Annotated in this window: 13 protein-coding genes; 8 read left to right on the forward strand and 5 right to left on the reverse strand. The window is 71.8% G+C overall.

The window, feature by feature from the left end; translation table 11 throughout:
• The first annotated feature begins 70 nt into the window (after positions 1-70).
• Positions 71-799: a polyamine aminopropyltransferase gene (locus AQJ46_RS02275; protein ID WP_059203934.1), complete on the forward strand. Its 729-nt coding sequence runs from the start codon at positions 71-73 to the stop codon at positions 797-799.
• Between the two features lie 91 nt (positions 800-890).
• Here the strand turns inward: AQJ46_RS02275 and AQJ46_RS02280 are convergent, their stop codons facing one another.
• From AQJ46_RS02280 to AQJ46_RS02295, 4 genes are all read right to left on the reverse strand, one after another.
• Positions 891-2,045 carry a substrate-binding domain-containing protein gene (locus AQJ46_RS02280; protein ID WP_392671099.1) on the reverse strand — a complete coding sequence of 385 codons (1,155 nt, stop codon included), beginning with the start codon at positions 2,043-2,045 and terminating at the stop codon, positions 891-893.
• Between the two features lie 85 nt (positions 2,046-2,130).
• Positions 2,131-3,342 (reverse strand): ABC transporter permease, encoded by a 1,212-nt coding sequence (locus AQJ46_RS02285; RefSeq protein ID WP_079072080.1) that lies wholly within the window; start codon positions 3,340-3,342, stop codon positions 2,131-2,133.
• Positions 3,342-4,910 (reverse strand): sugar ABC transporter ATP-binding protein, encoded by a 1,569-nt coding sequence (locus AQJ46_RS02290; protein ID WP_059203935.1) that lies wholly within the window; start codon positions 4,908-4,910, stop codon positions 3,342-3,344. The genes AQJ46_RS02285 and AQJ46_RS02290 overlap by 1 nt, the downstream gene beginning before the upstream one ends.
• A gap of 200 nt (positions 4,911-5,110) precedes the next feature.
• Positions 5,111-5,905, reverse strand: a complete 795-nt coding sequence (locus tag AQJ46_RS02295) for an IclR family transcriptional regulator (protein ID WP_225887212.1) — start codon at positions 5,903-5,905, stop codon at positions 5,111-5,113.
• 181 nt (positions 5,906-6,086) lie between these two features.
• Between AQJ46_RS02295 and AQJ46_RS02300 the strand changes: the two genes are divergently transcribed.
• From AQJ46_RS02300 to gnd, 4 genes are read left to right on the forward strand one after another with little or no spacing between them, the layout of a single operon-like run.
• On the forward strand, positions 6,087-7,046 hold the full coding sequence (locus tag AQJ46_RS02300; RefSeq protein ID WP_057613339.1) for a cyclase family protein: 960 nt from the start codon (positions 6,087-6,089) through the stop codon (positions 7,044-7,046).
• Entirely contained in the window at positions 7,046-8,134 is a 1,089-nt protein-coding gene (locus tag AQJ46_RS02305; RefSeq protein ID WP_059203936.1) for an NAD(P)-dependent oxidoreductase, read from the forward strand. The genes AQJ46_RS02300 and AQJ46_RS02305 overlap by 1 nt, the downstream gene beginning before the upstream one ends.
• Positions 8,131-9,072, forward strand: a complete 942-nt coding sequence (locus AQJ46_RS02310; protein ID WP_059203937.1) for an NAD(P)-dependent oxidoreductase — start codon at positions 8,131-8,133, stop codon at positions 9,070-9,072. Before AQJ46_RS02305 ends, AQJ46_RS02310 begins: the two co-directional genes overlap by 4 nt.
• 3 nt (positions 9,073-9,075) lie before the next feature.
• Entirely contained in the window at positions 9,076-9,972 is an 897-nt protein-coding gene (gnd, locus tag AQJ46_RS02315) for a phosphogluconate dehydrogenase (NAD(+)-dependent, decarboxylating) (RefSeq protein ID WP_059203938.1), read from the forward strand.
• A gap of 236 nt (positions 9,973-10,208) precedes the next feature.
• Here the strand turns inward: gnd and AQJ46_RS02320 are convergent, their stop codons facing one another.
• A complete protein-coding gene (locus tag AQJ46_RS02320) occupies positions 10,209-11,690 on the reverse strand; it encodes a gluconokinase (protein WP_059203939.1) in 1,482 nt (493 codons plus the stop codon).
• A 178-nt stretch (positions 11,691-11,868) separates the two neighbouring features.
• On the opposite strand from AQJ46_RS02320, the gene AQJ46_RS02325 reads away from it, so the two are divergent.
• From AQJ46_RS02325 to AQJ46_RS02335, 3 genes are all read left to right on the forward strand, one after another.
• A complete protein-coding gene (locus AQJ46_RS02325; protein ID WP_079072081.1) occupies positions 11,869-12,753 on the forward strand; it encodes an NAD(P)-dependent oxidoreductase in 885 nt (294 codons plus the stop codon).
• On the forward strand, positions 12,750-13,523 hold the full coding sequence (locus AQJ46_RS02330; RefSeq protein WP_059203940.1) for an SDR family oxidoreductase: 774 nt from the start codon (positions 12,750-12,752) through the stop codon (positions 13,521-13,523). The genes AQJ46_RS02325 and AQJ46_RS02330 overlap by 4 nt, the downstream gene beginning before the upstream one ends.
• A gap of 97 nt (positions 13,524-13,620) precedes the next feature.
• On the forward strand, positions 13,621-14,676 hold the full coding sequence (locus AQJ46_RS02335; RefSeq protein WP_208616858.1) for an L-idonate 5-dehydrogenase: 1,056 nt from the start codon (positions 13,621-13,623) through the stop codon (positions 14,674-14,676).
• Positions 14,677-14,680: the final 4 nt, after the last annotated feature.

A 14,680-nucleotide genomic window follows, 5' to 3' on the forward strand; every position in this document is an offset into this window, starting at 1 on the left:
CTCGGCTCCCCGCTCCTACGCCTGCTTCGCCACTCATGCATCCACGAACGAACGTCAGAAGGGTGAGCGGATGAGCCTGCGTTTCGAGGAGATCGACTGGCAACCGACACCGATCGGCGAGATCAGTCTGCGCCGGCGCCGTCACCCGGTTTCGGGAGACGACGTGTACGAGGTGAAACTCGGGGACCAGTTCCTGATGTCCAGCCTCTTCACCACCGGCGAGATCGCGCTCACGGAACTCGCACTGGCGCAGCTGCCGGACACCGAACTGGACGTCGCCGTCGGCGGACTCGGGCTCGGCTACACCGCCCGGGCGGCGCTGGACGATCCCCGGGTGCGCTCGCTGATCGTGATCGACGCGCTCGCCGAAGTCATCGACTGGCACCAGCGGCACCTGGTGCCCCTCGGGGCGCGGCTGACGTCGGACGCCCGCTGCCGCCTGGTGCACGGCGACTTCTTCGCGCTGGCCGCCGACCCGGGTGGTCTGGACCGAAAGGAGCCGGGCCGCCGCTTCCACGCCATCCTGCTGGACGTCGACCACTCACCGCGCCATGTGCTCCATCCCCGGCACGCCGCGCTCTATCAGCCTGCGGGGCTCCGTGCCCTCGCCGAACACCTCCACCCCGGCGGGGTGTTCGCCCTGTGGTCGAACGACCCGCCCGACGAGGAGTTCAGCTCCGCACTCAGGGAGGTCTTCGCACAGTCGGCAGCCCATGTCGTCGACTTCGACAACCCCCTGCAGGGCGGCACCTCGGCCAACACCGTCTACCTGGCCGTCACGGCACCGGGCACAGCGTAGGACGACGGAGACGCGGCGCTGCCCCTCCCGCCGGGGAGAGCGGGAGGGGCAGTCCGGGGTGGTGCTCAGGGTGTGGCCCAGGTCGCTCGGGTCACTTCCCCCAGAGCTTCCGGTAGGCCTCGCGGTACCCGCTGGGGTCCCAGGAGGACTTGCCGCCGCTGTTGTCGGCCGTGGCGATGTGCACCGGAGCGACGTAGCCGCTGGCGGGCTTGCCGGCGAAGGCGCGATTGAACTCGTCGATCATCTGCCAGCCCTGCTCGGACAGCGGCTCGGGAACCGTCGCCGACTGGAACTGCTTGCTGTTGACGCGCTGGAAGGCGGACGGGTCGCCGTCGCCCGCGCCGATGTTGAAGGGGGCTGCGTTGCCCTGCTTGCCGGCTGCCCGAAGCGCCGGGGCGGCGTCGGCGAAGTAGAGGTCGTTGATGGCCACCGAGCTGGTCCACTTGGTGCCGAAGCGGGACAGCAGCGCGGAGACCTCCTGCGGCGTGCGGTTGCTGGCGTCCGCGATGGGGATGTTGGAGGTCGTCAGAACTTTCACGTCGGAGCAGGTGGCGAGCTCCTTCTCGATCAGGTCCGACTTGCCCTTGGCGAAGGGTATGGACGCGTCGGTGAAGACCACCACGCCCGCCCGGCCGTTGGACTGGCCGATGATCCAGTCGGCGCTGATCTTGGCGACGTCCTGCACCTTGGTGGTGACGTTACTGAAGAGCTTCGGGTCCGTGCTGGGGCCGGGGGCGTCCACGGCATGCCACCCGATGAGCGGGATGCCTGCGGCATTGGCCTGGGCGACCTGCTGCGCTGTCGACTTGGGGTCGAAACCGGAGAGCACGATCCCGTCGGGCTTGACGGCGACGGCCTGACTGAGCGCCGCCTGGATGCCGGCCGGGGTGCCCTGGCCGTCGATGATCCGTACGGTCCATCCGATGGCCTTGGCGGCTTCCTTGACCCCGTCGGCGGCGCCGGCGACTCCCGGATTGGTCATGCTCTGGGCGACGTAGACGATGGTCTTGCCTGTTGCCGCCTTGGGGCCGGTGGTCGGGCCGTCCCAGGGAGCGTTGACGTCCTCCGCGGCCTTGACCGCCGTCTTGGCGGTGGCGAGGACCGCGGGGCAGCCGGCCTTCGTGTCGGCGACGGCGCTGGCGGTACCGGCCTCCGACCCTCGAGTGCAGCCTGCGGCGAACGCGGTGACCACGGCGAATGCGGCCACGGCTCTCAGGGGCGCTGTGCGGGTGTGGTGGTACGACACGGACGGGCTCCTTGCTGATGTACGGGGAGGGCGGGCGACGTCCGGACGACGGGCCGCCTGGGCTGCGAGTTGTGGCTCGGTGGTTCTAGTCCGTCGTCGTGGACGGCGGCGGGGGCGCGGAATCCGCGGCGGCGACGGAGGTCTGCACGGAAGCGGCCGGGGGCGCGGGCGCCGACGGTCCGGACAGTGAGGTGCGAGTGGCGTCGGCCCCGGCGCGCAGTCGGCGGCGGGCGGAATAGCCGGCCAGGCCGACGGCGAGGAGGAGGGTGCCGCCGTTGAACAGGGAGGTGGCCCAGAACTCGGCCCCGAGCTGCTGGATGCCGGCGAGGCCGATGGCGAGGATGGCGACGGCGACGACGGTGCCGGCGGCGTTGGCGCGGCCGGGCTTGATGGCGGTGGAGCCGAGCAGCGCGCCGACGAAGGCGGGCAGCAGGTAGTCCATGCCGACGCTGGGGTTGCCGATCTGCTGCTGGGCGGCGAGCAGGACGCCGGCGAAGCCGACCACGATCCCGGATCCGGCGAAGGCGTAGATGCCGTAGCGGCGGGTGGGGATGCCGACCAGGTCGGCGGCGCGGGCGTTGGAGCCGATGACGTACAGGTAGCGGCCGAGCGGCAGCCGTTCCAGCAGCAGCCAGAGGATGACGGCGAGGCCGAGGACGTAGAAGGCGGGTACCGGCAGGCCGAGGAACTTCGAGTCGTACAGGTCGGTGAAGGCCGGGGGCAGTCCGCTCGGGCCGGGGACGATGCGCGCGCCGTCGGTGATCCAGCCGGTGCAGGCGTAGAGCACGCTGCCGGTGCCGAGGGTGGCGATGAAGGAGTCGATCTTGGCGAACTCTACGAGCAGGCCGTTGAACACGCCGATGACGCCGCCGCCGACGATGACGACGAGGCAGGCCAGCGGCCAGGGCCAGCCGTTGTTGACGATGAGCTGCATCGCCAGCACATGGGCGAGGCCGAGGCCGTAGCCGACCGAGAGGTCGAACTTGCCGGTGACGATGGGGATCATCGCGCCGAGGGCGAGCATGGCCGGGATCGACTGGTTGGACAGGATCGACGAGATGTTGTCGAGGGTGGGGAAGGTGTCCGGCAGGGCGAAGGAGAAGACGAGGAAGAGCAGGACGGTGAGGGTGAGCAGGCCGTAGGTGCCGATGACGTGGCCGCGCAGCCGGCCGCCGCCCGGGCCTCGGGACGGTCCGCCGGGGGCGGCGCCGGTCGTACGCCTGCTCCTGGGCGTTTTGGCGTCGCCGCCGGTCGTGGACCGCTGGGCTCGGCGGGTGGATGGGGTCTCGGTGGCCATCAGTGGTTGCCCGTTCCGGTCAGCGCCGGCATGGCCGACGCGGCGTGGGTGAGTTCGGTGACGGTGAGGGCGTCGCCGGACAGTTCCGCGGTGACGTGGCCCCGGACGAAGACCAGCGCGCGGTGGCAGACGTCGGCGACCTCCTCGAAGTCGGTGGAGATGAGCAGGACGGCGAGCCCTTCGGCGAGGGCGTCGTCCAGGAGCCGGTAGATCTCGGCCTTGGCGCCGACGTCGACGCCGGCGGTCGGCTCCTCGAGGATCACCACGCGGCGGCTCAGGCGCAGCCAGCGGCCGATCATGATCTTCTGCTGGTTGCCGCCGGAGAGGGTGGCGATCGGGGCCTCGGAGTCGGCGGGACGCACGCCGAACCGCTCGACGAGCGACCTGGCCTCTGCGCGTTCGCGCGCGGGGCTGATCCAGCGCCAGGGGGCCCGGGCGTCCGCGCGGGGGTTCGCCAGGAAGTTCTCGCGCACGGTGAGTTCGAGGGCGCAGCCCTCCTCCTGGCGGTTGCTGGTGACGAAGCCGATGCCCGCGTCGACGGCCACGGCGACCGAGTGGGGGCGGTACGGCTTGCCGTCGAGCAACACCTCGCCGCCGGTGAAGGGCCGGGACCCGGCCAGGGCGCGGCCGAGATCCATGTGCCCGGCTCCGGTGAGGCCGACCATGCCCAGGACTTCTCCGGCGCGCAGTTCCAGTTCGACGGGGCCGGCGCCCTCGGTGGTGACGCCGGTCAGGCGCAGCACGGTGGAGGCGGGTGCGCCGGTCGCCCGGGGGCCGGGCGCGCGGTGGCCCTCCGGTTCGCGGCCGACGATGTCGTGCACGATCCGGTCCGGGCCGTGGTCGGCCAGGAGGCCCTGGCTGATGAGGTGGCCGTCGCGCAGGACGGCGAAGCGGTCGGCCACCTGGTAGACCTCGTCGAGGCGGTGGCTGACGTAGACAATGGCGTGGCCGCGGTCGCGCAGGGTGTGCAGGACGTCGAAGAGCCGGGCGCAGTCGGCGGCGGGGAGGCTGGCGGTCGGTTCGTCGAGGACGATGAGGCGGGCGCGGGTGGCCAGTGCGCGGGCGATGGCGACGAGGGAGCGTTCGGCGCGGGTGAGGTCGGCGACGGCCGCGTCCGGGTCGAGGTGGCCGGCGACTATCTCCAGGGCCTCGGTGCAGCGCCGGCGTACCTGCCGCCAGGAGACGAGCCCGGCGCGGCGGGGGTATCCGGTGCCGAGGGCGACGTTCTCGGCCACCGTCATCCACTCCACGAGACCGAGGTCCTGGTGGATGAAGGACATCTCGGTGGCCGCGGCGCCGGAGCCGAGCGGGTGGCCGGCGACGGTGACCTGGCCTTCGTCGGCGCGGTAGACACCGGCAAGGATCTTGATAAGTGTGGATTTTCCCGCACCGTTGTGGCCCAATAGGGCGAGAACGCTGCCCGCCTGAACGTCGAGGTCCACATCGGCGAGGGCGAGGGTTCCGCCGAACCGCTTGCGCAGTCCGCGGATCGTCACCAGCGGACGGGAGGCCACTCCCCCGTCGGGCGACGGAGAACTGGGGGCTGTGTCGTCGGGAGCGTCGTTCACGGACTTCTCCGGGGGATCTGCAGGCCGAGGACCAATCCTTCGGCTCGACCAGAATCCTGAACTCGTTACAGCATCCTGGTCAATACTCCCGTCGCCATAGATTGCTCCAAAGTTACGGCGGCCGTACGGAGAAGTTCCGTACGGCCGCCGTCGTCGTGATCGTCGCGGGCCCCCCGCAGCGGCGGGCAGCCCATGTCACCTCATCCGCCCCCCGCCGGCAGCCCTCGCGGAAGCATGGGGTTCTCCAGCCCTGCCGCGATGGCGCGCAGATCCTTCAGAAGGGCCTCACGGAACTCGTCGTCGAGGCGCGCCTTCAGCACGGTGACGCTGATCGCGAAGGGGGCCGAGTCGGTGCGGAATCCGGTGACCGGCACGGACAGGCAGAGAACGCCCGCGGTGGCCTCCTCGTCGTCGACCGCGTAGCCGCGCTCCCGGGTCGCCGCGAGGTCCTCCAGCAGCGCGGGCACCGAGGTGAGGGAGCGTTCGCTGAGCGCGGGCAGGGTGCGGCCGCGCAGCCGGTCCTCGGCCACCGCCGGATCCAGCGTCGACAGGATCGCCTTCCCGGTCGCCGTACAGTTGGCGGGGAAGCGGTCGCCGATGTTGGCGGTGAGCCGCAACGGCTGAGTACCGTCGTAACGGGCCAGATAGAGGACGTCCAGGCCGTCCAGAACGGCCACCCGGGCGGTCTCCCGCGAGATGTGCGCGCTGCGCCGGCACAGCTCGTAGAAGTCGCGCAACTGGTCGACCGTGGACAGATAGCGGCCACCGAGCTCCACCAGCTTGCGCCCGAGGCTGAAGCCCGTGCCATTGCGCGTGATCATGCCCGCCGCCTCAAGCGAGGCACAGAGATTCCCCGTCGAGGACTTCGGCAGGCCCAGGGCGCGCGCGATGTCACTGACCGACAACGGTCGGCCCTCTGCCTCGCCGAGGACGTCGAGAATCGCCACCGCTCGGGTCACCGCCGGGACGAGGCTTCCCGGGTCGCTTGCGCTCACCGTCGTTTCCACCCATCATTCTGTTCGTCGTTCAGCATGTTGTTATTGTCCCTCGTCTGTCACCGAACGACAATGCCGTCGCCGTGCGCTTTGCCATCGAGATTCGCCGAGTCTCCTGACCGTAGCGCGCCTTCCGGGCCGATCGACGACACCCTCCGAGCCTTGGAGCGCTGAGCAGCTCATGACCAGCAGCCCAACCCCTTCCCCGCCACCACTGCCTGACAACGGCCCCCGCATGTCACGCGAGGACTTCGATTCCCTCTTCGACTCCGTTCGGACCTGGGGCACGTGGTCCCCCGCCGACCGCGGTGCGTGGAACCGGGTCACCCCCGCCCATGTCCAGCGAGCCACCGCCCTCGTCCGCAGCGGCGTCACCGTCCCCATGGCTCTGCCCTGGAACACGGTTCCCGGCCCCGACAACGGCAAGCCCGCTCTGCATTACATGTCCGATCTCGGCGACGTCGAGGCCCCGGAGCCGTCCTGCCACAAGGACTTCATCGCCGTCGACTACCACGGCAAGGGCGTCAGCCACCTCGACGCGCTCTCCCACATCGCGTACCGCGGTCAGCTCTACGACGGCCGCACCGCCCGTGAAGTGGTCGACGCCGCCGGCGCCCACTTCGGGGCTGTCAGCGAACTGGGCCCCCTCGTCACCAAGGGCGTTCTGATCGACCTGCCCGCCGTCCTCGGCACCGACTGGCTGGAGCCGGGAACCGCCGTGCACGCCGAGGACGTGCTCGCCGCGGAGAAGGCGCTCGGCGTGACCATCGCCGAGGGCGACGCGGTGTTGCTGCGCTCCGGCCACTTCCGACGCCGCGCGGAACTGGGGGCCTGGAACCCCGACAACGCCAGTGCCGGCTTCCACGTGGACGCCGTACCCCTCCTCGCCGAGCGCGGGATCTCCCTGCTCGGCGGCGACGGCGACAGCGACGTACGCCCCTCCCCCGTCGACGGACTGCACTCCCCCGTGCACGCCCTCGCTCTCACCGCCATGGGCGTACCGCTGCTGGACAACCTCGACCTGGAGGCGTTGTCCGCCGCCTGCGCGGCGGCAGGCCGTTATGAGTTCCTGCTGGTCGTGGCACCGCTGAACGTCCCCGGCGGCACGGGCTCGCCCGTCAACCCGGTCGCGGTGCTGTGATGACGAGCTCCCAGCCGGCCGAGGGCCGGTTCACCGTCGGGGTCAGCCGTGACTTCCGCGACGCGGACGGACGCAACGTGTGGGGCGACATCCGGCTCAGCGAGCTGGACGCCGCCGGGATCCCCTGGCACTACCTCCCGCGGGACACCGGCGAACTCCTCGCCCCGGACATCGAAGGCCTGGACGCCGTCCTGTTCGCCGGCCCCGCCGTCACCGCCCGCACGTTCGAGGGCGTCACGCGGCCCCCGCTTCTCTTCGCCCGCTTCGGCGTCGGTTACGACGCCGTCGACCTCGACGCCTGCACGCGCCACGGCGCCCTGGTCACCATCACCCCCGACGGCGCCAGACGCCCGGTCGCCACCGCCGCCCTCACCATGCTGCTGGCGGTCCTGCACAACGTCACCGCCAAGGACCGGCTGGTGCGTCAGGGACGCTGGTCCGAGCGGGAGCAGTGGATGGGGCTCGGGCTCACCGGCCGCCGGATCGGCCTGCTCGGCCTTGGCAACACCGCCCGCGACCTGGTCGGTCTGCTGCGGCCGTTCGACACCGAGGTCATCGCCTACGACCCCTACTGCCCGCCGGAAACGGCCCGCGAACTCGGCGTGCGTCTCGCCGACGCCGACACCGTGATGGCCGAGGCCGACGCGGTGATCGTGATGTGCGTGCTGACCGAGGAGACGTACCACCTCGTGGACTCCCGGCGACTGGCCCTGATGAAGCCCTCGGCCGTGCTCCTCAATGTCGCCCGCGGGCCGATCGTGGACGAGGCGGCGCTGATCGACGCTCTGTGCGCCGGCCGCATCCGCGGCGCCGGACTGGACGTGTTCGAGTCCGAGCCTCCTGGCGCCGACAACCCGCTGCTCTCCATGGACAACGTCGTTCTCAGTCCGCACAGCCTCGCGTGGACCGACGAGATGTCCGCCGGGAACGGCGGGAGCGCGGTGCGGGCCGTCCTGGAGGTGGCGACCGGCCGCCTGCCGCGCTTCGTCGTCAACCGGGACGTGCTCGGACACGCGTACCTCTCCGAACGGCTGGGCGCCCTCGCGGCGGACACGGGGCAGCACGCACCGGCAGGGGTCCGTCCGTGAACTCCCCGCCTCAGCCTCCCGGCACGGTCGGCTTCGTGGGGCTCGGCGCAATGGGCCTTCCCATGGCGGCCAACCTCGCGAAGGCCGGTTTCGACGTCCTCGTATGGGCCCGGGGCCGCGTCCCGCTCGACGCCGCCGTCGCCGCCGGCTGCCGTGCGGCCGGCCGGCCCGCCGACGTCGCCGCCGGCGCCCGCACGGTCATCACCATGCTCCCGGATCTGCCTCAGGTCCGGGACGTGTCGGCCGGCCCGGACGGACTGCTCGCAGGCCTGGACACCGCCGCGCCGGCCGAGGCGATGGACACCCTCGTCGTCATGGGTACCGTCTCCCCCGTCGCCGTACGTGCCCTGGCCCAGGAACTGCGTTCCTTCGGCGTCACCGTCGTCGACGCTCCTGTCAGCGGTGGCGTGACAGGCGCCCGGGACGCCACCTTGTCGATCATGGCGGGCGGAACGCCGTACGCCGTCGAGAGCGTCCGCCCGTACCTGACCGCCATGGGCTCGACCGTCCGCCGCATGGGCGACACCGGAGCCGGATCGCTCGCCAAGGCCTGCAACCAACTCGTCGTGGCCGGCACCCTCGTGGCGCTCGCCGAGGCCGTCGTGCTCGGCGAGCACGGTGGCCTCGACCCGGCCGCCCTGCTGGAGGTGCTGGCCGGCGGACTCGCCTCCTCGGAGGTGCTCGCGCAAAAGCGCCGTCACCTCGCCGACAGCGACTTCACCCCCTCGGGCCCCGCCCGCTATCTCCACAAGGACCTCGGCTTCGTGCTGGACAGTGCCGCGCACGCGCACGTCGAGCTGCCGCTGTCCACCTCCGTCGCCCGCCTGTACGCGGCGATCGACGACCGAGGCCTCGGCGACCTGGACAACAGCGTCGTCCTCCGGCTGTTGCGTGAGGACAACAGTCCCTCACGCCCGCACCACACCTCGAAGGACTGAGCAATGCAGATTGGAATCGTCGGTCTCGGCCGCATGGGCGGCAACATGGCGGCCCGCTGGCGCGACTGCGGCCACGAGGTGATCGGCTACAGCCGCACCTCGCCGGACCGTGGCGTCAACTCCCTGGAGGAACTGGTCGGCAAGCTCGCCGCCCCCCGCGTGGTCTGGCTGATGCTCCCGGCCGGTGATCCCACACGTGAGGCGCTCCGGCACCTGACCGGCCTGCTGTCCGCGGGCGATGTGGTGGTGGAGGGCGGCAACTCGCGTTTCACCGACGACACCGAGCACGCGCGGATGCTCGCCGAACACGGCGTCGGATACGTCGACTGCGGTGTCAGCGGCGGCGTCTGGGGCCGGGAGAACGGCTACGGCGTGATGTGCGGCGGCGCCGACGAGCACGTCCGGCGCGTCTGGCCGCTCCTGGAGTCCCTCGCCCCGGCACAGGACGGCATCTGCCACGCCGGCCCGGTGGGCGCCGGACACTACGCCAAGATGGTTCACAACGGCATCGAGTACGGCATGATGCAGGCCCTTGCCGAGGGCTACGAACTGCTGGAGGCCAGCGAGTACGTCCCCGACGTGCCCAAGGTGCTCGCTTCCTGGCGGCACGGCACCGTCGTCCGGTCCTGGCTGCTCGACCTCCTGGTCCGTGCCCTGGAACAGGACTCGGACCTGGCCGGTCTCTCCGGCCGGGTCGACGATTCCGGCGAGGGTCGCTGGACGGTCGAGGAGGCGGTACGCCTGGCGGTGTCCGCCCCCGCCATGACCGCCGCGCTCTTCGCCCGCTTCGCCTCCCGCAAGCCGGACGCCGCCCAGCTGAAGGCGCTCGCCGCGATGCGTCAGCAGTTCGGCGGACACGCCGTGCACGCGGCGTCCACCGTCTCCGCCGACTCGGCCTGACCCCCACCCGGGTCACCGCCGGACCGGCGTTCTTCATGGACAGCTGCGACAGGGTGCGGGGGCCGCGGTCACCGCACCCGTCACGCGTCGAGCGGCGCGGGCTCCGTGGCCGCTCCGGTGCCGCGGTGCCGGGGCGTGTTTCGAAGGTCCCGTCTGCCCGGCGGCGCCCGGCACGCAAGCTCGCCGCGTCGTCGGGTGTGCCCTTCGGGCGGACGGCGCTGGTTGCGAAGAACGCCCTAGGCGGAGAGGGCGCGCAGCACCTCGTAGCACCGCTCCAGCCCCGGCCGGGACTGCGCCATCCTCCGCACGGCGACCGGGTCGGGGAGGACGGTGCGGTGCGGACGGGCCCAGACATCGGCGGGCAGGGCGGAGAGGTGGGGCACGGCGCCGATGGCTCGCCAGCCGAGGAGGGCCGCGCCGAACCCGGAGCCGGCCGTGTCGTCGGTGATCTCCAACGGCATGTCGAGAGCCGCCGCGACGATCTCCGCCCACAGCGACGACCGCAGTGCCCCGCCGGTGGCCCGCACCGAGGCGATCGGCGTCCCGGCCGCGACCACCGAGTCCCGTACCAGCGCCAGTTGCTGTCCGACGCCCTCGATCATGGCCCGGGTCATGTGCGCTCTGCCGTGGCCGCGGCGCAGTCCGACGAGGGCGCCGCGGGCGTCGGGATCCCACCAGGGGGCGCGTTCGCCGAGGAGGTGGGGCAACGCGATCAGGCCCTCGGAACCAGGTTCGACCTCGGCGGCCTCCTTCAGCAGGTCGGCCACGTCGACGCCACCGAAGGACTCGGCGGCCCACTGGGCGACGACTCCGGCGTTGCTGACCGCTCCGCCGAGCACCCACAGCCCGTCGGCGAGGTGGTAGCAGAAGACGCGGCACCTGTCGTCCACGCCCGGCCGGTCGCGGACGACGCGCAGCGCGCCGCTGGTGCCGAGCGACAGCGCGGCCGTGGCGGGGGCGGTGGCACCGACCGCGAGGTTGGCGAGTGGTCCGTCTCCGGCACCGGCGACCACGGGCAGCCCGGCGGGCAGGCCGAGTGCGGCGGCAGGGCCGGGCAGCAGCGGGAAGGCGGCGGTGGGCGGCACGAGTTCGGGGAGACGTTCGCCGACCACCCCGGCCGCCTCGAGCGCCGGCCGGTGCCAGTCGGCGGTGTGGATGTCCAGCAGCCCGGTCGCCGAGGCACACGAGAGGTCGGTGACGAGTCGGCCGGTGCACCAGGACAGGACGTAGTCCTTCATGCCGCACCAGGCGGCCGTACGCGCGAACAGCTCTGGCTCTTGCTCGGCGAAGAAGGCGAGCTTGGCCATCGGCGACATGGGGTGCACGGGGGTGCCCGTCGCACGGTGGAGTGCTGCCCCGCGCTCGGCACGCAGCCGCCGGGCGGTGTCCGCCGCACGGGTGTCGGCCCAGCTCAGGGCGGGGGTGAGCGGTTCGCCGGAGGAGTCGAGGGCGAGGAGGGTGTGGAGGGCGGCGCTGAACGACAGCCCCCGCACGGTCAATCCCCGTCGCCCGCACTGCTCCACGCTCTCGCGTACCGCGTCGGCGGCCCCGGCGAGCACGGTCGCGGGATCGTGGACGGCCTCGCCGGCCCGTCCGGTGCGCAAGGGGGCCGGGCGTTCGACGGTCGACACCGGGCGGTATGCGGCGTTCACCGCGACCACCTTGGTGGCGGTGGTGCCCAGGTCGATGCCGAGCACCACTTCGCCGACCTCGTTCATGGCGGTCTCCGTTTCGGCGGCTCAGTAGACGGGGGGACGTTAACAGCATGTCGATCTGTTTCCAACATGCTGTACGCAGAGGCGTGGCTTTGCCTAGATCACAGCGCTATGCATTGCCTTCTCGTGTCCCGTTGGTCAATATGTTGGTCTACGCACAGTATTTCGTTCAGGAGGTCGAGTGTCACCAGATACAGAGGTCGGCGTGGCCGGGCTCGGAGTCATGGGCTCCGCCATCGCGCGACGGCTGCTCGACTGCGAGCGCGCGGTGCGCGTCTACGACATCAGGCCGGAGGCCGTCGCCGAGCTCGCCCGGGACGGGGCCGCCACAGCGCAGTCACCGGCCCGGCTTTCCCCCTCGGGAGTGGTGATCCTCTCCCTCAACACCGCACGGATCGTGGAACAGGCGGTCTTCGGACCGGGCGGGATCCTGACCGGGGCTCCGGACGGTGTGCTGGTGATCGACATGTCGAGCATCGACCCCGGCCGCACACGCGAGTTCGCCGAGCGTGCCGCGAAACTGGGCGCCGGCTGGGTCGACGCCCCGCTGTCGGGCGGCGCTCCGGCCGTCGAGCGCGGCGAGCTGACGCTGATGCTGGGCGGCGAAGTGGAGCACGTCGAACGCGCACTCCCCCTCCTCGGGTTGCTGGCCTCGCGGCTGACGCATCTCGGGCCCGCCGGTGCCGGTCAGCTGGTCAAGGCCGTCAACCAGGTGCTGGTCGGCTGCGGATTCGCCGCACTCGCCGAGGCGGCCGCCCTGGTGCGGGCGGCCGGCCTTCCGCCCCGGCAGGTGCTCACCGCGCTCACCGGAGGCAGAGCCGACTCCGCGCTCCTGCAAGAGTTCTTCGTGAAGTTCGCCGACGCCGACCTCTCCCCCACCGGACGGATCAGCAACATGGTCAAAGATCTCGACGCCGCCCGCGACCACGCACGCTCCGCAGGCGTGCCCATGCCCGTCACCACCGCTGTCGCCGAACTGCACCGCTGGCTCACCGCTGCCGGCCACGGCGACGCCGACAACGCCGCGCTGATGCACTACTACGCTCCCTTGGAGGTACGGCCGTGAAGGCTCCCGCACTGTTCGACCTCACCGGCCGCCGCGCCCTGGTGACCGGCTCCAGCAAAGGCATCGGAGCCGCCCTCGCCGCCGGACTGGCCGAGGCGGGCGCCGAACTCGTCCTGAACGGCCGCGACGCAAGTGCGCTGGAGCGCGCGCGGCAGGAACTGGCCGAGAAGACCGGGGCCAAGGTCCACACGGCGGCCTTCGACGTCACCGACGAGACGGCCGTACGACGCGCGGTCCGGGAGATCGAGGACGGCCTGGGCCCGCTGGACATCCTCGTCAACAACACCGGTGTGCAGCACCGCGAGCCGCTGCTGGAGGTCTCGGCGGCGAACTTCGAACGGCTGCTGCACACCAACCTCACGAGCGCCTTCCTGGTCGGCCGCACGGTGGCCGCCGCCATGGTCGAGCGCGGCCACGGAAAGATCGTCAACATCTGCTCCGTCCAGACGTGGCTCGCCCGGCCGGGCATCGCCGCTTACGCGGCCTCCAAGGGAGGCCTGGCGATGCTGACGCGCAGCATGTGCGCGGAGTGGGCCGGATCCGGACTGACCGTCAACGCACTCGCCCCCGGCTACGTGGTCACCGAGCTGACCCGGCCCCTGGTGGACGACCCGGCCTTCGACACATGGATCCGAGGCCGCACCCCGGCCGGCCGCTGGGCCACGGTCGAGGACCTGGTCGGCACGCTGGTGTGGCTCGCGGCGCCTGCGTCGGACTTCGTCAACGGTCAGGTGATCGCCGTCGACGGCGGACTGACCGCGGTCGTCTGAACGCACTGCGATCCAGGACCCTCACGGCCGACCACCGCACGCAGACACGCAACCAACCGAAGCAGCCGAAGTGTTCGGCAGAGAGCGGGACGAGAACATGGACTCAGCGACGATGCGAGCCGTGGTGGCGCATGGCGCAGGAGACCTCCGTCTGGAGGAGCGCCCGGTACCGGTGCCCGGCCCGGGCGAGGTGGCGGTCGACGTCCAGTACGGCGGCATCTGCGGCTCCGACCTGCACTACTGGCGCCACGGAGCCGTCGGGGAGTTCCGGCTCCGCGAACCGCTGGTGCTCGGCCACGAGATCGTGGGCCGGGTGCGCGAGGCGGGTCCCGGCGTCCAGGCGCCGCCGCCGGGGACCCCGGTGGCCGTACACCCACTGGCTTCCTGCGGGCAGTGCCGGCAGTGCCACGCGGGTCGACGCAACACCTGCCTGGACGCCGGCTATCTGGGGAGCGCCGCCAGGAACCCTCATGTACAGGGCGGCTTCGCCGACGTTCTCGTCGTGCCCGCGGGACGGGTGTTCGCGCTGCCGGAGGGTCTCGACCTGCGGCTGGCCGCGGTGGCCGAGCCCGCCGCGGTCGCATGGCACGCCGTACGGCAGGCCGGCGACGTACGGGGGAAGCGGGTGCTGGTCACCGGCGCGGGCCCCATCGGTTGTCTGGTGGTCGCCTCGCTGCGGGCCGCGGGCGCGGCCGACATCACCGTGACCGACATGCACGAGGCGCCGCTGGCCGTGGCCAAGCAGGTGGGGGCCACCTCGGCCGTACGGGTCGGCGTCGGAGCCGACCACCTGGAGGAACTCGCCGCGGACATCGCCATCGAGTCCTCGGGCAGCCCCGCGGGCCTGCGCACCTGCGTGTACGGGGTCGACCGGGGAGGCCTCGTGGTGGGCCTCGGCCTGCTGCCGCCCGGGGACACTCCGGTGGCGGCCAACGCCCTGATCACCCGGGAACTGCGCCTCGTCGGCTCCTTCCGTTTCGACAACGAGCTCGCCGAGGTCCTGCACGCGCTGTCCGACGGCCGCCTGGCCGTCGAGCCGGTGGTCACCTCCGTGGTCCCGGTGACCCGCACCCAGGAGGCGTTCGAGCTCGCGGCCGACCCCGCCCGCTCGTGCAAGGTGCTGCTCGACTTCGGCGAGCCGACATCGAACTGACGCC

This window comes from Streptomyces canus (genome assembly GCF_001514145.1).
In the GTDB taxonomy this organism is placed as follows: Bacteria; Actinomycetota; Actinomycetes; order Streptomycetales; family Streptomycetaceae; genus Streptomyces; species Streptomyces canus.